The organism is Pseudoduganella flava, assembly GCF_007830495.1.
Taxonomy (GTDB): Bacteria; Pseudomonadota; Gammaproteobacteria; order Burkholderiales; family Burkholderiaceae_D; genus Rugamonas; species Rugamonas flava.
In genome coordinates this window covers 18,010-36,513 of record NZ_VLKW01000010.1, presented here as the reverse complement: position 1 = coordinate 36,513, position 18,504 = coordinate 18,010, and the positions used below count along the sequence as shown (strand labels likewise).

14 protein-coding genes are annotated in these 18,504 nt (G+C 66.3%); 9 read left to right on the top strand and 5 right to left on the bottom strand.

All coding sequences use genetic code 11. The features are described from left to right. Positions 1-7: 7 nt before the first annotated feature. Positions 8-1,339: a type VI secretion system baseplate subunit TssK gene (gene tssK / locus IP92_RS22465; RefSeq protein WP_145879398.1), complete on the bottom strand. Its 1,332-nt coding sequence runs from the start codon at positions 1,337-1,339 to the stop codon at positions 8-10. A 345-nt stretch (positions 1,340-1,684) separates the two neighbouring features. On the opposite strand from tssK, the gene IP92_RS22460 reads away from it, so the two are divergent. The 9 genes from IP92_RS22460 (at position 1,685) to IP92_RS22420 (ending at position 11,750) form a co-directional block, all read left to right on the top strand. Next, positions 1,685-2,215, top strand: a complete 531-nt coding sequence (locus tag IP92_RS22460; protein ID WP_229418923.1) for a tetratricopeptide repeat protein — start codon at positions 1,685-1,687, stop codon at positions 2,213-2,215. A gap of 27 nt (positions 2,216-2,242) precedes the next feature. Next, the gene (gene tssB, locus IP92_RS22455; protein ID WP_145879394.1) at positions 2,243-2,746 is read left to right on the top strand and encodes a type VI secretion system contractile sheath small subunit; all 504 of its coding nucleotides are present in this window, start codon (positions 2,243-2,245) and stop codon (positions 2,744-2,746) included. Positions 2,747-2,748: 2 nt separating this feature from the next. Further along, entirely contained in the window at positions 2,749-4,239 is a 1,491-nt protein-coding gene (tssC, locus tag IP92_RS22450; RefSeq protein ID WP_145879392.1) for a type VI secretion system contractile sheath large subunit, read from the top strand. 39 nt (positions 4,240-4,278) lie between these two features. Beyond that, positions 4,279-4,770 carry an Hcp family type VI secretion system effector gene (locus tag IP92_RS22445; protein ID WP_145879390.1) on the top strand — a complete coding sequence of 164 codons (492 nt, stop codon included), beginning with the start codon at positions 4,279-4,281 and terminating at the stop codon, positions 4,768-4,770. 20 nt (positions 4,771-4,790) lie between these two features. After that, entirely contained in the window at positions 4,791-5,282 is a 492-nt protein-coding gene (gene tssE, locus IP92_RS22440) for a type VI secretion system baseplate subunit TssE (RefSeq protein ID WP_145879387.1), read from the top strand. Between the two features lies 1 nt (position 5,283). Next, a complete protein-coding gene (gene tssF / locus IP92_RS22435) occupies positions 5,284-7,128 on the top strand; it encodes a type VI secretion system baseplate subunit TssF (RefSeq protein WP_145879384.1) in 1,845 nt (614 codons plus the stop codon). After that, positions 7,092-8,174: a type VI secretion system baseplate subunit TssG gene (tssG, locus tag IP92_RS22430; RefSeq protein WP_145879381.1), complete on the top strand. Its 1,083-nt coding sequence runs from the start codon at positions 7,092-7,094 to the stop codon at positions 8,172-8,174. Before tssF ends, tssG begins: the two co-directional genes overlap by 37 nt. Positions 8,175-8,204: 30 nt before the next feature. After that, positions 8,205-10,853 (top strand): type VI secretion system ATPase TssH, encoded by a 2,649-nt coding sequence (gene tssH / locus IP92_RS22425; protein WP_145879379.1) that lies wholly within the window; start codon positions 8,205-8,207, stop codon positions 10,851-10,853. A 159-nt stretch (positions 10,854-11,012) separates the two neighbouring features. Beyond that, positions 11,013-11,750, top strand: a complete 738-nt coding sequence (locus tag IP92_RS22420) for a DUF4261 domain-containing protein (RefSeq protein ID WP_145879376.1) — start codon at positions 11,013-11,015, stop codon at positions 11,748-11,750. Positions 11,751-11,768: 18 nt separating this feature from the next. Here IP92_RS22420 and tssA read toward each other — a convergent pair whose 3' ends face one another. From tssA to tssM, 4 genes are read right to left on the bottom strand one after another with little or no spacing between them, the layout of a single operon-like run. Then, positions 11,769-12,794, bottom strand: coding sequence for a type VI secretion system protein TssA (gene tssA / locus IP92_RS22415; RefSeq protein WP_145879374.1), 1,026 nt, complete (start codon positions 12,792-12,794; stop codon positions 11,769-11,771). 26 nt (positions 12,795-12,820) lie between these two features. Beyond that, entirely contained in the window at positions 12,821-13,624 is an 804-nt protein-coding gene (locus IP92_RS22410; protein ID WP_199271867.1) for an OmpA family protein, read from the bottom strand. Between the two features lie 2 nt (positions 13,625-13,626). Further along, positions 13,627-14,613, bottom strand: coding sequence for a type VI secretion system-associated protein TagF (gene tagF / locus IP92_RS22405; RefSeq protein ID WP_145879369.1), 987 nt, complete (start codon positions 14,611-14,613; stop codon positions 13,627-13,629). Then, positions 14,610-18,470, bottom strand: coding sequence for a type VI secretion system membrane subunit TssM (gene tssM, locus IP92_RS22400; RefSeq protein ID WP_145879367.1), 3,861 nt, complete (start codon positions 18,468-18,470; stop codon positions 14,610-14,612). Before tssM ends, tagF begins: the two co-directional genes overlap by 4 nt. Positions 18,471-18,504: the final 34 nt, after the last annotated feature.

Here is an 18,504-nt window from a genome sequence, read left to right as displayed (position 1 = left end):
GCGGTGTTTACTGTGTCACTGCCACGAGGTCCAGCTTCACGGCCGGCATATTGCCCGGCACGTAGATGGAGATCGATTGCGCCTGCAGCATGCGCTCGTACATCTGGCCTTTCGCCTCGACGGAGAAGTACAGCGCATCCGGGCGCACCGGCACGGCGGCCGGCACCTGCGGCGCATGCGCCAGGCGCACGCCCGGCATCGCCGACAGCACGAATTTCTCGACGTCGTCCGGGGCGCCGACCTTGAAGCGCAGCGGCACCACGTCCAGCAGCTCGGTCGCCGGCAGGTCGGCGGAAACGGCCAGGTAGAACGTCGTGCGTTCGTCGATCTTCTGCGAGTCCAGCATGCCGTGGTGGTACGACGGCTTCACTTCGCGCAGCGCGATCGCGAAGTACTTCGACGAGATCACCGTGTCGAGCAGCTCGCGGATGATCTGGTGCAGCGTCGCGAACGCGGGACCGGGATCGGCGTGCTGGTAGACGGGCAGGTCGGCCAGTGTCCAGCTCTTCGAGAACGTCATCAGGCTGCCCGCCAGCGACAGCAGCTGTTCGTACAGCCGCTCCGGGTGCAGGGCAGGGTGGTGGAAGTAATGCGCCAGCGCGGCGGATGCGGTGCTGGCCGTGTGCAGCAGCCAGAACGACGACATGTCGCCGGAGCGGAATTCGATCACGTGCTTGCTCGGTTCGCGGTGGTGGCCGTACAGCGCGCTGACCTTCGCCTGCAGCGCGTCGAGCAGGCGGCGCAACTGCTGGAACAGCAACGGCGCGCTCTTGATCGTCAGGCTGGGCGGCACGAACGCGGCATCGAGCTCGAAGCCGCCCGTCGCCGCGCGGCGCAGCCGCATCAGCGGGAAATGCACGTACGAGTCAAGCGGCTCGGCGTCCGACACCAAGCGTACCGTCTTGCGCAAATACGCAAGCTGAGCTGGCGCAGCTTGCGTGTACAGATCCGGCGTATCCTGGTTGTTTTGCTGGTAACGCACGGCGCTGCCGGCTTCGCCGAAGTTGGCACCGAACGGCTTGAACGCGGGCAGGGCGACGTGGAACGTCACCGCCTGCGCCGACTGGGGCAACTGCGACAGGTCGATGGTGTCGGGCAGCTCGTCGGCGCCGGGCGCGTTATACAGCTCGCCGTCCGGGAAGCGCACGCCCAGTTCCAGCAGGCGCAGCGTGTTGTTCGCCAGCGCGTCGCGGTCCACCTGCAGCGTGCTGACGCCCCAGGCGTAGGGGTGCAGCAAGCCGACGTTGCGGTGCAGCCGCTCCTCGTGGTACCGATCCTGCTGCTGGAAATGCTGGGGGCGCAGGAACAAGCCTTCGCCCCATAAGATTTTGCTGCTCATGCTGTGTACATCCTCGTCAGTCTTGCGTGCTGCCAGTCATCAAATGGCAGAAGAGTAACATTTCTTCGGGATACATTGCACGCACTTCAGGAGAACTTCGGGAGAATGTGGCCGATGTCGTGACAATTCGTGAGATTTAGCTTCTTCGGCAAGTCACTTAATACCCGCGCACAATTCAGTAACAAATTGAATGCATGCAATAATGTAGATCTGATATTATTCTGCTTGCCGAGTTTATTATAGTATAAGCATCATCTTTAACACCAGTTTGAGGACAGCATGACCTTGGTAATTCCGTTTGGCCGTATGGGCCGGTTTGTGGGCGCCGCCGTTTGCGCCGTTTCTTTGAGCGCCTGCACCACGACCCCGCCGGTCGTGCAAAAGCCCGCCGTGCCGTCGATGGAGGAGTTCCTGGCCAATGCGAGCCAGGCCAGCACCAGCGGCCAGAAGGAGCAGGCGGTCGCGCTGTGGAAGCAGGCTGCCGAAGCCTATCCATCCGATAAAACCCCGTGGAGCAATATCGCGCAAACCCGTTACGACGCCGGCCAGTATGGCGAAGCGATCGTCAACGCCCAGGAAGTGCTGGTGCGCGATCCGAACGACCGCCTGGCCAACAGCATCATCGCGATCAGCGGCCTGCGTCTCTCCACCCGTGCACTGGCCGATCTGAGCCGCCAGAACAACCTGTCCGGTTCGATCCGCACCGAGTCGCAGGATCTGGCGAAGCTGCTCCGTGAGAGCCTGGGCGAGCAGGTGCTGGTTCCGCCCGCGCCGGCTGCCAACACGACGCCGGCGAAAGCCACCGCGGCCAAGGGCCGCAAAGGCAAGAAAGCCGACTCCGGTTCGGCCGCGGATCCATTCGGCGCACTGAAATAAGCCCGTTCCAACCCACAGGGGACTCATATGTCTAAAAACTCCAGCGTTCAGAAAAAGCTCCAGAAAATCCGCCCGCCACGCGTGCAAATGACTTACGACGTGGAAATAGGTGATGCCATAGAGAATAAAGAGTTGCCTATGGTAGTAGGTGTGGTCGGCGATTTCGGTGGCAATTCCGACGTGCCGCAAAAACGCCTGAAGGAACGGAGTTTCGTCGGCGTCGATCGGGATAATTTCGACGAAGTGATGAAAGGCGTGGCGCCGCGCGCGTCTTATCGCGTGAAAAACGAATTGTCGGCCGAAGGCGGCGAATTCGCCGTGGACCTGACCTTCCGCTCGATGGACGATTTCCGCCCCGAGGCGGTGGTGCAGCAAATCGAGCCGCTGCAAAAGCTGCTGGAAGCGCGTACCCGCCTGGCGGACCTGCGCAACAAGCTGGCCGGCAACGACAAACTGGAAGACCTGCTCAACGACGTGTTGAACAGCACTGAGAAATTGGCCGAACTGGGCCAGCAAGCAACGAAAGAATGACCATGAGCACCCAACCGAATGCCGCCGGGGCCGCAGCGAGCGCGACCCATACCGAAACGGGCCTGCTGGACCAGATCGTCGAGCAGAGCAAGGTTGCCAAGTCGAGCGCGGAGCATGCCCGCGCCAAGGACCTGATCTCGGAACTGGTGAACCAGGTGATGGAAGGCACGGTCGTCGTGTCGAACAATCTGGCCGCGACGATCGATGCGCGCGTGGCCGAACTGGATCGCCTGATTTCCGCGCAGCTGTCGGCCGTGATGCACGCGCCCGAATTCCAGAAGCTGGAGGGCAGCTGGACGGGCCTGAACTACCTGGTGCGTAACACGTCCACCGGCCCGAACCTGAAGGTCAAGATGCTCAACGCGACCAAGCGCGAGCTCGTGAAGGACTTCCAGAGCGCCATCGAGTTCGACCAGAGCACGATGTTCAAGAAGGTCTACGAAGAGGAATTCGGCACCTTCGGCGGTGCGCCGTTCGGCGCGCTGCTGGGCGACTTCGAGATCACCCGCCAGCCGGAAGACATGTACTTCATCGAGCAGATGTCGCACGTGGCGGCGGCCGCGCACGCGCCGTTCATCACGTCGGCGTCGCCCGAGCTGTTCGGCCTGGAGAGCTTCTCCGACCTGGGCAAGCCGCGCGACCTGTCGAAAGTGTTCGACACCGTTGAATACGCGAAGTGGAAGTCGTTCCGCGAGTCCGAGGATTCGCGCTACGTGGGCCTGACCCTGCCGCGCTTCCTGGGCCGCCTGCCGTTCAACCCGGCCGATGGCGCCACGACGGAAGGCTTCAACTTCGTCGAGGACGTGGACGGTACCGACCACCAGAAATACCTGTGGTGTAACGCGGCCTACGCGTTCGGCACCAAGCTGACGAAGGCGTTCGAGGACTACGGCTGGTGCGCCGCGATTCGCGGCGTCGAAGGCGGTGGCCTGGTCGAGGACCTGCCGACCCACACCTTCAAGACGGACGAAGGCGAAGTCGCCCTGAAGTGCCCGACCGAGATCGCGATCACGGACCGGCGCGAGAAGGAACTGTCGGACCTGGGCTTCATCTCGCTGGTGCATTGCAAGAACACGGATTACGCAGCCTTCTTCGGTGCCCAGTCGGCGCAGAAGGCGCGCAAGTACAACAACGATGCGGCGAACGCGAACGCTGTGCTGTCCGCGCAGCTGCAGTACATCTTCGCCGTGTCGCGGATCGCGCATTACATGAAGGCCATGATGCGCGACAAGATCGGCAGCTTCGCCGCCGCGTCGAACGTGGAGGACTTCCTGAACCGCTGGCTGACGCAGTACGTCCTGTTGGACGACAACGCCAGCCAGGAACAGAAGGCCCAGTTCCCGCTGCGCGAGGCTTCCGTGCAGGTAACGGAGGTGCCGGACCGGCCAGGCGTGTACCGCGCCGTGTCGTTCCTGCGCCCCCATTTCCAGCTCGACGAGCTGTCTGTTTCACTCCGGCTGGTCGCGGAGCTCCCGGCATCGACCAAATCCTGATGCAAAACGTAGTCTATCAATAATACTGAAAGGAACAACATGGCAATCGACGTCTATCTGCAAATCGATGGTATCAAAGGCGAATCGGCCGATACCTCCCACAAGGACTGGATCGAGTGCAAGAGCGTCCAGTGGGAAGTTCTGCAGCCGAAGTCGGCCACCGCCTCCACCGGCGGCGGCCACACGGCGGAGCGCACGGAACACAAGGACATCGTGATCTCGAAGCTGGCCGACCTGGCTACGCCGGTTCTGCTGCAAACCTGCTCGTCCGGTAAAACGATTCCGAAGGCGAAGTTCGAATTCCTGCGCGCCGACGGCCAGGGCGAACGCGTGAAGTACTTCGAAATCGAACTGGAAAACGTGCTGATCTCCAGCGTGTCCCCGTCCGTCGAACCGGGCAACATCCTGACCGAGGATGTGGCGATCAAGTACTCGAAAGTGAAGTGGAAGTATACGCAGCAGAAGGTCGGCGGCGGCACCGGCGGTAACACGTCGGGCGGCTGGGACCTGTCCGCCAACAAGGTCGCCTAAGGCGCCTTGTCGGGATACCGATGAAAGGGTTCACGCCGGGACTGTTCGACCGGCTGATGGAAAGCCCGGGCCACGGCCCGGGTGGCGGCACGGTGCCGCGCGTGTCGCTCGAGGAGATGAAGGACTCGGTGGCACGCGATCTCGAGGCGCTGCTGAACACCCGCCTCGTCCTGCCGGAAGGACTGCTGAAACGGTATCCCGAATGTGCGCGCTCGATCGTGACGTATGGCCTGAACGATTTCGCCGGGCTGTCGCTGTCGAGCGCGGACGATCGCGCGTTCATCTGCCGCTGTCTCGAGCAGGCGATCGCGCGCCATGAACCACGCCTGCGCAATGTGCAGGCACGGCTCGAGCTGCGCGACGATACCGTCAACCGGCTCAATTTCGCGATAACGGCGCTGCTGGTGCTCAGCGAAGCCCACGAGCCGGTCAATTTCGACGCAGTCTTGCAGCCGTCCAGCCTGCACTACACGATAAGCAAGGCGCGCCGCGCGGCGGCGCCAGGAGCCTGAGTTGGACCAGTTGTTACCGTATTACGAGCAGGAGCTCGGATTCCTGCGCCGCTACGCGCGCGAATTCTCCGAGCGTTATCCGAAGATCGCCGGCCGGCTGCTGATCGGCGGCGAGGTGTGCGAAGACCCGCACATCGAACGCATGATCGAATCGTTTGCGCTCCTCAATTCGCGCATCGCGAAGCGCCTGGACGACGATTACCCCGAATTCACCGAAGCCCTCTTCGAGGTGCTGTACCCGCATTACCTGCGGCCGTTCCCGTCATGCTCGATCGCGCGGATGGACTTTTCCGCGGCGGCCGCGCAGCTGACGGCCGCCAGCGAAATCGGCCGCGGCACGCAGCTGACGGCGCGCCCCGTGCGCGGCGCCGTCTGCACGTTCCGCACGGCGTATCCCGTCACCGTGGCGCCGGTCGCGCTGTCGCAGGCTGTCTTCTCGCCGATCATCGACGCGCCGGAGGCGGTGCGCCCGCCGCCGCAGGCCACGTCCGCGATCAGTATCAAGCTGGCCAGCACGTCGGCCCAGGTCACGCTGGCGCAGCTGCGCCTGCCCCGGCTGCGCGTGTTCATCGACGGCGAAGCGTCGTTCTGCGCCGCGCTGCGCGATGCGCTGTTCATGCGCGGCGTGTGCGCCTACGTGGAAGCGGATGGCGATGGCCGCTGGGTGCCGTTGCCACGCATTCCCGTCACCCCCGCCGGCTTCGGCGAGGACGAGTCGCTGATCGATTTCCCGGCCCGTTCGCATGCCGCGTACCGGCTGCTGACGGAATATTTCTGCTTCCCGGAGAAGTTCAACTTCTTCGATATCGATATGGCCGCGCTGACCGCGGCGCTGCCGTCCGGCTGCCGCACGATCACGTTGCACCTGGCCCTGTCGGGCCTGCGCACGGATTCGAACATGGCGCGCATCCTCGGCATGCTGTCGGCGAACAACCTGCTGCTGGGCTGCACGCCGGTGGTCAACCTGTTCCGCCAGCGCGGCGAACCGATCCGGCTGACGCACGCTTCCGCGAGCTACCCGGTGCTGGCCGATGCGCGCCGCGCGTTCGCGTACGAGGTGCAGGCGATCGACTCGGTGCGCCTCGTGCGGCAGACGCCGCAGGGCGAATCGATCGTCGAATTCCGGCCGTTCTATTCGCTGCGCCACGGCCAGGCGCCGGACAAGAACGGCCATTACTGGATCATGCGCCGCGACGGACTGCTGGCCGAGCGCAGCCCCGGCTACGAAACCCAGATCTCGCTGGTCGACATCGACTTCGACCCGGCCGAGGTGGAGACGGATACGCTGAGCCTCGAGCTGACGTGCACCAACCGCGACCTGCCGGCATCGCTCAGCTACGGCGTACGCGGCGGCGACCTGTTCCTGGAAGGCGGCTCGAGTGTGCGCAGCATTAACTTCCTGCGCAAGCCGACGGCGTCGCACCGCTTCGAGCGGGGCCGCGGCGCGCACTGGCGGCTGATCTCGCACCTGTCGCTGAACCACCTGTCGCTGTCCGGCGCCGGCGTCGACGCATTCCGAGAGATGCTGGCGATGTACGACCTGCCGCGTTCCCCCACGTCGCAGCGCCAGATCGGCGGCATCGTGGCGGTGGCGCACAAGCCGGCGACGACGTGGTTGCCCGGCAATCCGTTTGCCTGCCTGGTGCGCGGCATCGAGGTGCGCCTGACGATCGAGGTGGAAGCGTTCGTCGGCAGCGGGATCGATGCGTTCGCCCACATCGTCGAACGCTTCCTGGGCCTGTACGTGCATGCCAACAGCTTCACGCAGCTCGTGATCGTATCGAACAAGACCGGAGAGGAGCTGCTGCGATGCACGCCACGAAGCGGCGATTTGAGCCTGCTGTAATCGAGCGGCTGTTCGCCGAGCCGTACCGCTTCCAGTACTTCCAGGCCGTGCGCATGCTGGAGCTGTGGCTGCGGCGGCGCGGCGTGCCGGAAGAGGGCGCGATCGCGAACTACGTGCGCTTCCAGAACTCGATGTCGCTGGCGTTCCCCCCCAGCGAGATCGAAGCGCTGGTAGCGGAGCCGCGCAACGTGGCGCCGACGGCGGCCACGCTGGCGGCCGCGCTGCAGTCCACCGAGCTGCGCTACGTGCGCCTGACGCCCGCGTTCATGGGCTTCCTCGGCAGCAGCGGCGCGCTGCCGGCGCACTACACGGAGCGCATCGCCGCGCATGCGCTGTACGAGAAGGACGACGGCCCGCGCGCCTTCCTGGACGCGTTCTCGAACCGCTCGCTGGCGCTGTTCTACGAAGCGTGGCGCAAGTACCGGCTGGAGCTGAAGTATCACGGCGCCGGCAAGGACGCCTTCCTGCCGTTGCTGCTGTCGCTGGCCGGCACCGGCCACGAATCGCTGCGCCGGCGCCTGTCCGACCATGGCGAGGGCGTGCTGGACGAGTCGATCGCGTATTTCGCGACGGCGATGGCGCACCGCCCCGCATCGGCCGTGCAGATCGGCCGCGTGCTGGCCGAATATTTTGGTCAGCCGATCCGCGTCGAGCAATTCGTCGGCTGCTGGTACGACGTGCCGGATGCGCAGCAGACCGTGCTCGGTATGGGCAATTCGGTGCTGGGCGGCGGCGCGATGGCCGGTGCGCGGGTGTGGCAGCGCGACCTGCGCGTGCGCCTCGTGATCGGCCCGCTGGATCTGGCGGCCTATGAATCGTTCCTGCCGGGTGGGCGCGCTGCGCGGGCACTGGCCAGCATGGTGACGATGTTTACCGGGGTGTCGCTGGAATACGAAGTGCAGCTGGTGCTGCGCGCGGCCGACGTGCACGGGATGACGCTCGATGCACAGCGCACCGGCGGCCGGCTGGGCTGGGACAGTTTCGTCGTGGCGGGCGCGCAGGACCAGGATCGCGCCGACGTGCGCTACGCCATCCACGCGGTTTGACGCAATTTTAGAAAATAAGGGATCACAGAGATGAGCATCAACCTGAAAACGCTGATCGGCAAGCTGAACGACACCAGCCGCGCCGCCGCCACGCGCGCTGCCGGCATCTGTGTGTCGATGGGCCAGTTCGAGGTGGACATCGAGCACCTGTTCCTGGCGCTGCTGGAGCAGCCGTCCAGCGACTTCGCCGTCGTCGCGCGCCAGTGCGGCGTCAGCACGGACATGCTGGTGGCGGACCTGCAGGCCGAGGTGGCCAAGTTCAAGAACGGCAATACGCGCACGCCCGTGTTCTCGGAGCGGCTGCCGAAGCTGTTCGAACACGCGTGGCTGCTGGCGTCGCTGGATGCGACGCCCGAGCGGCAGGCGCAGATCCGCAGCGGCCACCTGCTGCATGCGCTCCTGACCACGCCGGAACTGGCGCAGCTGGCGCACCGCGCGTCGAAGCAGTTCGCGAAGATCGAGCCGGACCAGTTGAAGCACCACTTCGACAAGCTGACCAGCGGTTCGCAGGAAGCCACCTCTCCCGCCGCCGCGGCGGGCGCGGAGGAGGGCGCCGATCCGGTCGGCGAGCTGACGCAGCGTACGCAGTCGCCGACGCCGGCGCTGGACCAGTTCACGACGAACCTGACGCAGCGCGCCCGCGACGGCAAGGTCGACCCGGTCATCGGCCGCGACCAGGAAATCCGCCAGGCGATCGACATCCTGATGCGCCGCCGCCAGAACAACCCGATCCTGACGGGCGAGGCGGGCGTCGGCAAGACGGCCGTCGTCGAAGGCCTGGCCCTGCGCATCGCGCAGGGCGACGTGCCGGACGTGCTGAAGGGCGTCGAGGTGCACACGCTGGACATGGGCCTGCTGCAGGCCGGCGCCAGCGTCAAGGGCGAGTTCGAGAACCGCCTGAAGAACGTGATCGACGAAGTGAAGAAAAGCCCGCATGCGATCGTGCTGTTCATCGACGAGGCGCACACGATGATCGGCGCCGGCGGCCAGGCCGGCCAGAACGACGCGGCGAACCTGCTGAAGCCCGCGCTGGCACGCGGCGAGCTGCGCACGATCGCCGCCACCACGTGGGGCGAGTACAAGAAGTACTTCGAGAAGGATGCCGCGCTGGCCCGTCGCTTCCAGGTCGTGAAGGTCGAGGAGCCATCGGAAACGCTGGCCTGCGCGATGCTGCGCGGCATGGCGCCTTTGATGGAAAAACACTTCAACGTGCGCGTGTACGACGAGGCGATCACCGAGGCGGTGCGCCTGTCTCACCGCTATATCAGCGGCCGCCAGCTGCCGGACAAGGCGATCAGCGTGCTCGATACGGCCTGCGCGAAAGTGGCGCTGGGCCAGAACGCGACGCCGGCCCGCATCGAAGACCTGACGCGCCGCCTGGAACGCCTGGCGGCCGAACAGGCCGCGCTGGAACGCGAGCAGGGCGCCGGCAATCCGACGCATGCGGCGCGGCTGAAGGAACTGGCGGCCGAGCGCAAGGCCACCGACGAGGAACTGGCGACGCTGGCCGAGCGCTGGGAGAAGGAAAAGACGCTGACGGCGCAGATCCAGGCCGCCCGTACGCAACTGGAAGCCGGCGGCGACGCCAGCCAGGCGGGCGACGTGCAGGCGCTGCAGGCCGAACTGAAGGCGCTGCAGGGCGAGACGCCCATGGTGCCGCTGCAGGTCGACGGCCACATCGTCGCCGAGATCGTCGCCGCGTGGACCGGCATCCCGCTCGGCAAGATGGTCAAGGATGAAATCAAGACAGTGCTGAACCTGAAGGACCTGCTGTCGCAGCGAGTGCTGGGCCAGCCGCACGCGATCGAGGCGGTGGCGCAGCGGGTGCGCACGGCCCGCGCCAACCTGGACGACCCGAACAAGCCGAAGGGCGTGTTCCTGTTCGTCGGCCCTTCCGGCGTCGGCAAGACGGAGACGGCGCTGGCGCTGGCCGATGCGCTGTACGGCGGCGAGCGCAAGCTCGTCACGATCAATATGAGCGAATACCAGGAAGCGCACAGCGTGTCGGGCCTGAAAGGCTCGCCGCCGGGCTACGTGGGCTATGGCGAAGGCGGCGTGCTGACCGAGGCGGTGCGGCGCAATCCGTACAGCGTGGTGCTGCTCGACGAGGTCGAGAAGGCGCACCCGGACGTGATGGAGCTGTTCTTCCAGGTGTTCGACAAGGGCGTGATGGACGATGCGGAAGGGCGCGAGATCGACTTCCGCAACACGATCATCATCCTGACGTCGAACGTCGCCTCCGGCACGATGATGCAGGCATGCCTGAACAAGACGCCGGAAGAAATGCCGGCGCCGGACGCGCTCGAGGAGATGATCCGCCCGGCGCTGATGAAGCAGTTCAAGCCGGCATTCCTGGGCCGCCTGAAGGTGATCCCGTATTACCCGATCCCGGACGACGTGCTGGAGGACATCATCCGCCTGAAGCTGGACAAGATCGGCCGCCGTGTGGCCGCCAACCACAAGGCCGACTTCAGCTACGACGACAGCGTTGTCGAAGCGGTGCTGGCACGCTGCACGGAAGTCGACTCGGGAGCGCGCAACGTGGACAATATCCTCAACGGTACCTTGCTGCCGGAAATCGCCGAATCCGTGCTGGCGCGGATGGCGCAGGGCGAGCCGATCGCGAAGATCAAGGTCGGTACCAACAAGCAGGGGGCTTTCCGCTATACAGTCAAATGAGGGGCAAACGACGGTGAAGCGAAGGTCAAGTGATGCCTGGCGCGCGCCCGCGTCGCGGGCGCTTGATCTGCCTCCAACGCGGCGGCTTGCCCCGGGCGGGGCGGGCCGTTACGCTGGTGGTCCGCCCGATCGTTCAACAACCTATTTCCGCGTGCAACCATGTCCACCCACATTCCGCACCCTGAACTCGTGTTGTGCATTCCCGGCCCGTGGAAGAGCTACAAGGCGCTCGGCGCAGCGGTGGCCGCGCTGGATGCGGGCTACGTGACGTTCGGCCTCGTGCTGATGGACACCGTGTCCGGCTTCGGCTGCGACATCCAGCTGGAAAAGCGCGACAAGCGGATGCAGGGCGCGTTCAGCGCGGCCGGCGCGCACTGGCAGGGGACGCCGGCCATGCAGGCCGTCGGCAAGCACGCGTCGGTCGTCTACCTGATCGGCTATGGCGGCACGCCGGCCAACGTCGATGCGATGATGAAGGCGGCGGCCACGCTGGTGAAGGCGGGCGGCCTGGGCGTCAAGGTGGAAAGTTCCGGCATCGCCCATGCGCCGGACGAGTGGCTGCGGCTGTGCGACTACCTGCACCGCTTTGCGGCGCACCGCGCGATGGTGGTGTTCGTGACGGGGATGGAGACGTATTCGTGCGGCATGCACTGCTTCGGCCTGAAGGACGCCATCACGGCCGAGGCGAACAGCGTGGAACTGCTGCGCGCCTTCACGCATTACCTGCTGACGGAAGCGCCGGAAGTGCGCGACGGGCAGACGTTTGCCGTCAGCGAGGATGCGCCGGTGTATTTGGTGCGTGCGCACCCCGGCGTGCAGTACGACGAGGGTTCGCTGTTCGCGAACCCATATGGCGCCTGGTACCTGGTGCCCCGCGCCGCCGCGGCCCTGCACTGACGGCGCCGAGGCGGGCGTTCAATTCGACGGCGGTACGCCCAGCAATTCCTCGATATGGGCCAGCGAGCCCTGGTCCTTGATCACGGAGCGCAGCCACGTGTGCAGGTCCTGCTCGCCCGCGTTGGCCGCCTTTTCGGCGAAATAGGACACGGGGCTGTGCGGCTCCGTCTCGCGGAAGAAGCGGGCCACGTCGCGCAGCTGGGCGATCGCTTGCGCGCGCGTGCGGATCGGGCCGGTGGTTTGCTGTGCCGGGGTCGAGGCCGTGGCGCTGCCGGCATCCGTGCCGGCGGGCGTCGCTGCGGCTTCCTGCGCGGCGGGACTCGCGGCGACTGCCGGCATCGCGTGCAGCATGCCTTCCAGTGCGTCGCGCGCGGCCGAGAAGCCCGGGCTGTCGTGGCCCAGCTTCGCATCGGACACCCGTTCCAGTTCGCGCAGCGCGTCAAGGCAGTATTGCGCGTCGGCGTTGAACGCGGCGACGAAGCTGGCCGACGTGGCGCGCTTGGCCGCTTCCATGTCCGCCAGCTTCGGCTGGCCGTCCGTCTCCTGGCCGGCGCTGGCACGCTTGCGGGCCGCTTCGAAGTCCACCGTCGACCAGGCTGTGTGGCGGCCTTCCGTCAGCGGTATTTCGCGCACCAGCGAGCGGGTGCGCGACAGGATCCACGACAGGTTGCCGATGCGCTGTTCCTGGTCGCCGTCGTCAGCCTGCGGGTACAGGCCCAGGTCCCAGTACTGTTCGCACAGCCCGGCCAGCAGGCGGAAGCCTTCGCCCAGGCCACGCAGGTGGTACTGCTTGGCCGCCGCTTCCGTGAGCCAGACGGCCACCTTCAGGTCCTTGCTCTGCTGCGTCAGCAGCGCCACGCAGCGCTGCACGACGAATTCCCAGTCGGCTTCCTTCAGCTCCGTCACCCATTCGCCCTGCGCCAGCGACGGATCGTCGAACTTGCGCGCCTGCGCGATCGCGTCCAGCTCGGGCGAGAACGAGATGTCGATACCCGACGGATTCGACGAACTGATGGGGATGAGCAGCTGTTCTGCGGTAAACATGGGTTCTCCGTGGTGTTCTTGCGGCCTTACTGGGCCAGGCGGAATTCGATGCGGCGGTTGCGCGCGCGCCCGTCCGCCGTGTCGTTGCTGGCGATCGGGCGGTCCGGGCCCTGGCCGCTGGCGCTCAGCAGCTCTTCCGGAATGCCGTGCGCCGCCAGGTAGCTCTTCACGGTGGCGGCACGCGCCTGCGACAGGTTCACGTTACTGGCGCGCAGGCCGGCGCTGTCGGTGTGGCCGATGATCTCGATCTTGCGGCCTTTCAGCTTCTGCATCGCCGCGACCATCTCGTCGAGGATCGCGCGGCCGGCCGGCGTCAACGTCGCCTGGCCGCTTTCGAATTCGATCGTGCGGTTGGCCAGCGTGCGGTCCAGCACGGCCTGGTCGGCGGCCGACACGCGCAGGCCGTTGTTGACGGTGTAGGTCGGGTTCAGGCTCGCCGCTACCGTGCCGGCGATCTTCTGGCGCACGGCCTCGTTGGCCACTTCGCCGCGCAGGCTGACGGTATTGCCGTCGATTTTCAGCTGGCCGCGGCTGATCTGCCGCAGGTCGGGCGTGATCAGCTTCTGCACGTAGTCGTTCCAGTTGGCCGGCATCGCCACCGGACCGACGGCGATCTGGTCGACGACCTTGTCGGCGCCGTACAGCTCGCGCAGCTTGGCCAGCACGGCGGCCTTGGTCGCTTCGTCGGGCACGGTGCCGCTGGCCAGCACCTGGCCCGGTTCCGGCGCGGCCGGCGCCGGTGCCGTGTTTTGCGCCGCCGCCGTGATGGCGAGCAGGCCGGCCAGCACGCCGGTCGTCAACCTGGCGGCGAGGAGGGGTTTCAATCGCATGTTCATGTTCCGATAAATGCCGTGCCGACGGATTCCAGCGCGGACTTCAATGACAAATCGCCGCGCGCGAGGTAGGTCGACAGCTTCTTCACCGCGTAGTCGGTGTCGATCTGCTCTTCGACCCAGTCCAGTTCCTCGAACGCGATGTGGTGATCGAGCCCGGCCTGCGGGTCCATGATCGCGCGCAGCGTCTGCGCCGATGCGCCGGAAAAGCCCAGCACCAGCATCGGCCGGCCTTCGATGCGCGTGACGAACAGCGCCAGTTCGAAATCGGCGCGCGCCAGGAACGGCGTGATCAGGTGCATCCAGAACGCGGCCACCAGGTTGCGGTACATCGGGTCTTCCGGCAGCGGCAGCACCAGGCTTTTTTCAAGGCGGCTGGAACTGCTGGCCAGCACCGGCTGCAGCAGCATGCCGAGCGCCAGCAGCACCTGGCGGGACGTGCCCGCAAAACCCGCCTGCGCCAGCATCGCGTCGAGCGCCGTCAAGGTCTGCAGTTCGAGGAAGTCCTCGAATGCGGCATCGTAGGCGGCGGCGCGCAGGTCCAGTTCGATCGGTTTCGCGGCGGCCGCCTGCAACGGCACGGCCGGGTCGCTGGCGTCGCGCACGCCGGCCGCCAGCGTTTCAAGACGGCTCCACAGGCGGGTGAACACCAGCGGCGCGTTCGGCACGAAGGTGCCCGGTTCCGCGACTTCCATCGCGCCCACCATCAGGAACGGATAGCGGCGGCTGGACTGGTCACTGCTGGCCAGGATATGGCCGCCGATCGCATGGCGCCGGCGCGGACCGACGAACGCGAAGTGCAGCGGCGCGACGGCGTCGTACGCCAGCTTCCAGCGCGCGTTCGCGCTCATCAGCTCCATCGCCTGCGACAGCCAGTCGTCCAGCACCTGCATCAGGGCCGGGCTGGCGCTGCCCTTGACGAAGTCGCCGCGGCTGGGCAGCTTGCCGAAATAGCCGACGTTCACGGGAGTGACGGCGCGGCTCATTGCATTGCTCCCACCGGTGCGGCGGCCGCCGTGCTGCGGGTCGGTGTCGGTGCAGCCGGTGCGGGCGCTGCGGGCGCCGCCGGTGCGGATGGGGCCGAAGGTGCCGGGGCTTCCGGCGCGCGGGCCGGAGCCGGTGCGGTGATCGTCTCGGGCAGGCGCAGGCGCTTGAAGCCCTGGCCCGGTTGCGGGGCCTGGGCCTGCGGCGCCGGCGCCGTCGTCGCCAGCACCTTCAGGTTCGCCATCACGGTCACGCCGCCGTTCTGCCAGCTCAGTTCGAACACGCCATTGTCCTTGCGCTTGCGCTGGGCCGCTTCGATCATCTTCTTCAGGCCGAAGTGGCCCGGCTCGTCCAGCACGACGACGTTGCGGCCTTCCGGCGTGATCGCCGTGATCTTCGCGCCCGGCACGCCGCGCGCGTTCGGCCACGTCATGTGCACCCAGGGCTGCGGCTGGCCGCGCCAGCGCAGTGCCTGGCCGTCGATCTCCATCGTGAACTCGGTGCCGCCGACGGCACCCAGCGCCTGCACGTCGAACTGCGTCTGGCCTTCGCCGCCGCTGGAGGCGGCCGCGTTGGCGACGCCGCCGGCGGCCAGCGGTGCCACCCAGTTCGGGAAGTTGGCGACGACGTTCGGTGCCAGCGTGATGCCCATGTCGGCCCACGTGCGGGCGGACAACGCATCGCCGCGGCGCACGACCAGCGGGCCGATCGTCGTGTTGAAGAACTTCGCGATCGCGCCATCCGGGCCGAAGATCTCGCCGATCTCCGCATTGCTCGCTTCCGAACGGGACTCCGTCGAGAACGGATACTTCAGCGCGAGGCCGCGGTTGAACGGCTGCAGCACCTGGGCCGCCCACACCTTGTTGATCTCGGCCTCGGTGGGCTTGACGATCACGGCGAACGTCTGCATCAGCGGGCGCACCAGCACCGGGCGCAGGGCCTGGCGCTGCGTGTCCGTCATCCCGACCAGCATCTGCTCGTCGACGTATTTCAGCGCATCGGCCAGTTCGGAACCGCTGCCGTCGAGCGTCTGCTGCATCAGCTGCTTGGCGCCCGGGCCCGGGTCGCCCTGGTTCTTGATTTGGTTGAAGCGGGCGCGCAGCTTGGCCAGGCTGTCGATGTAGCCGCGCATCAGCGACGCATCCTTGTCCTTGGCGACGACGAGGCGTGCAACGGCCGAGAACTCGCGGCCCACGGGGCCCATCGGCAGCGCCGCGTTCTGCGCCGTACCGCCGGCCGGGATGTTGACGTTCACCTGCGAGGGTTTCTGGCGCAGGATCGTCTCGCGGAACCAGCCGGCGATGCCGCGCTGGGCGCGCTCCAGGCTCGTGTTCAGCAGCGACGGGTTGTCCCACGACGTCTGCTCGTAGACGGTCGCCATCAGCTTCGTCAGCGGCGAATTCTGCGGGTCGCCCAGGCGGTTCATCGCGGCGGCGGCGCCATCGAACGTCTCCAGGTCGCGCACGGTCACGCCCTGCATGAACTTCTGCCACTGCGCCGCGTATTCGGCCTTGTACAGGTCCACCAGTGATTTCTGGATCTGTTCCGGGCTGCCTTCCAAGGTCAGGTCGTCCTTCGACGACGTCTTCAGCACCCAATCAGCGCTTTGCAGCTCGCGGTTCGCGGCTTCGCGGAACGCCTGCTGGATGAAGCCTTCCCACGCCTGGCGTGTGAAGCTGCCGGAGACGGCATAGCTGCCCAGCACCAGTTCCTTGTCCTGCTCGCCGACGATGCGGGCCACGGTGACGGACGGGTAGCGGGTGGCGGCGCGCGCCTTCACGTCCGCATACACGCGGTCGCGCGCCGGCATGCCGCGCACGACGCGGCGCAGGTTGTCGCGAGCCTGGTCGACGAGGGCCAGCTTGCCGTCGATGACGGGCCACGACGGGTCGTTGACCTGGGCCAGGTAGAACGAAATCATCCGTTCGGCGCTGCGGATCATCTGCTCGCGCGGCATCGTGCCGCGGTTGCTGTCGAGCCAGACGCGCCAGAAGCGGGTCAGCTGGTCGTTCAGGTGCGCCGACTCGGCGCGCGATTTATCGGCCAGCATCAGGTACGTCTTCAGCGCGTTGTACGCATCCTCGGCGCTGGCCGGCGACGCATCCTTGAACTGCTGCGCGCCGTTGTTGATGGCGGCCGCATCGGCCGTTTGCGCAGGAGCGGCACCGCCGACCGGCTTCGTCATCGGCTGCAGCTGGCCGGCGTTGGCGTTGACCTCGGCCAGGAACGCTTCCAGCGATTGCGCCACGGGCTTCAGCATCACTTCGCGCACGCCGTTGAAGTATTCCTCGCGCAGCTTGCGGTTCAGCAGCTCGCCCTGGTACAGGCCCAGCGACAGCGACAGCGGACGATCATCCTCGTAGCGGTCGAGCTGCTCGATGCGGTCCTGCAGGATCTCCAGCGCCTGGAAGCGCGATTGCAGGTCGAGGTTCTTCGCCTGCACCTTGATCGCCTGGTCCAGGTCCGCCTGCACGTTGGCCACCAGCTGGCGGTTGTTCATGTACGACCAGCTCCAGCCGGCCAGCGCCAGGCCGACCAGCGCGGTGGCCGCGAAGAAGGCCGCGTAGCGCAGCCGGATCTTGGCCGGGCTCGCGTACTGGGCGACCAGTTCCTTGTCCGCGAAGATCACCTTGCGGAACAGGTTGAGCAGGAAGTAGCCCTGCTGTTCATGGTGCTCCTCGTGTTCGACGGGGCCCAGCTTCAGGTCGAAGCGCTGCGCCACGCGGGCCGACGACGCCGACACGGCATCGCCTTCCTGCAGCGCGCTGGTGAAGTAGAAGCCGCGGAACACGGGCTTGAACTGGAACGGGTTTTCCTCGAACAGCGTGGCGATGAAGGCGCGCAGCGCCGGCTTCACGGACGAGAATTCAAGCGGGAACGTGAATACGCCGGCCGGCATGCGCTCGCGCGCCAGCGACATGTTCGCGAGGCTCAGGTCCTTCAGGCCGTCGTACAGTTCGTCGAAGCGGGCGTCGAACTGGTCCAGCAGCTGTTCGCTCGTCACGTTCTGGTCGTACGGCAGCGTGGCGCCCCAGACTTTTTCGCGCTCGTGGCGGTCGCTGTCCTGGAAGAATTCGTTGAAGCCCGTGATCAGGTCGGCCTTCGTGAACACGACGTATACGGGCGCATGCACTTCGAGGCGCTCGGTCAGTTCCTGCACGCGCTGGCGCAGGTTCTTCGCCAGGTTGATCGCGAACTCCGGCTTGTTGCGGGTCAGCTCGGCCAGGCTGACGGCGATGATGACGCCGTTGATCGGTGCCTTGCGGCGGTACTTCTTCAGCAGGTCGAGGAAGCCGAACCATTCGCCGCGGTCTTCGTCGACGACGGAATAGCGGCCCGCCGTATCGAGCAGGATGCCTTCCGTGGTGAAGAACCAGTCGCAGTTGCGGGTGCCGCCGACGCCTTGCACGACCTTCGTGTCGGCGAACGGGAATTGCAGGCCGGAGCTGGCGATCGCCGTGCTCTTGCCGGCCGCCGGGTTGCCGATCACCATATACCACGGCAGCTCGTACAGCGCCGCGTTACCGGAGAACTGGCCCAGCTTCGAGCCCTTGATCGTGGCGATCGCATCCTGCAGGCGCTTGCGGATCACTTCCGTTTCCTGGCGCGCGGCCGGATCGGCCTTGCCCACCTGCTGTTCGAGCATATTGCCCAGATTGCCCGCGGCGCGCGCGCGGCGCTGGCGGCGCCACAGCCACAGCACGGCGCTGATCAGCAGCGCCAGGCCGAGCACGATCCACAGCACGCTGGCCGGCCACTCGAGCAGGCGGGCGACGATCAGCAGCAAGGCGGCGAAGGCCACCCAGCCGATCGCGATCAGGCTGGTACGGGTGGTCAGGAATTGCCAGATTTTTTGCATGATGAAGAAGAGGTGATAGCTTGAGAGGTATACG

Excerpts from the sequence above, each read along its gene's own strand:
- tssK (WP_145879398.1), bottom strand. The coding sequence starts at position 1,339 with ATGAGCAGCAAAATCTTATGGGGCGAAGGCTTGTTCCTGCGCCCCCAG.
- tssB (WP_145879394.1), top strand. The coding sequence starts at position 2,243 with ATGTCTAAAAACTCCAGCGTTCAGAAAAAGCTCCAGAAAATCCGCCCG.
- tssC (WP_145879392.1), top strand. The coding sequence starts at position 2,749 with ATGAGCACCCAACCGAATGCCGCCGGGGCCGCAGCGAGCGCGACCCAT.
- IP92_RS22445 (WP_145879390.1), top strand. The coding sequence starts at position 4,279 with ATGGCAATCGACGTCTATCTGCAAATCGATGGTATCAAAGGCGAATCG.
- tssE (WP_145879387.1), top strand. The coding sequence starts at position 4,791 with ATGAAAGGGTTCACGCCGGGACTGTTCGACCGGCTGATGGAAAGCCCG.
- tssG (WP_145879381.1), top strand. The coding sequence starts at position 7,092 with ATGCACGCCACGAAGCGGCGATTTGAGCCTGCTGTAATCGAGCGGCTG.
- tssH (WP_145879379.1), top strand. The coding sequence starts at position 8,205 with ATGAGCATCAACCTGAAAACGCTGATCGGCAAGCTGAACGACACCAGC.
- IP92_RS22420 (WP_145879376.1), top strand. The coding sequence starts at position 11,013 with ATGTCCACCCACATTCCGCACCCTGAACTCGTGTTGTGCATTCCCGGC.
- tssA (WP_145879374.1), bottom strand. The coding sequence starts at position 12,794 with ATGTTTACCGCAGAACAGCTGCTCATCCCCATCAGTTCGTCGAATCCG.
- IP92_RS22410 (WP_199271867.1), bottom strand. The coding sequence starts at position 13,624 with ATGCGATTGAAACCCCTCCTCGCCGCCAGGTTGACGACCGGCGTGCTG.
- tagF (WP_145879369.1), bottom strand. The coding sequence starts at position 14,613 with ATGAGCCGCGCCGTCACTCCCGTGAACGTCGGCTATTTCGGCAAGCTG.
- tssM (WP_145879367.1), bottom strand. The coding sequence starts at position 18,470 with ATGCAAAAAATCTGGCAATTCCTGACCACCCGTACCAGCCTGATCGCG.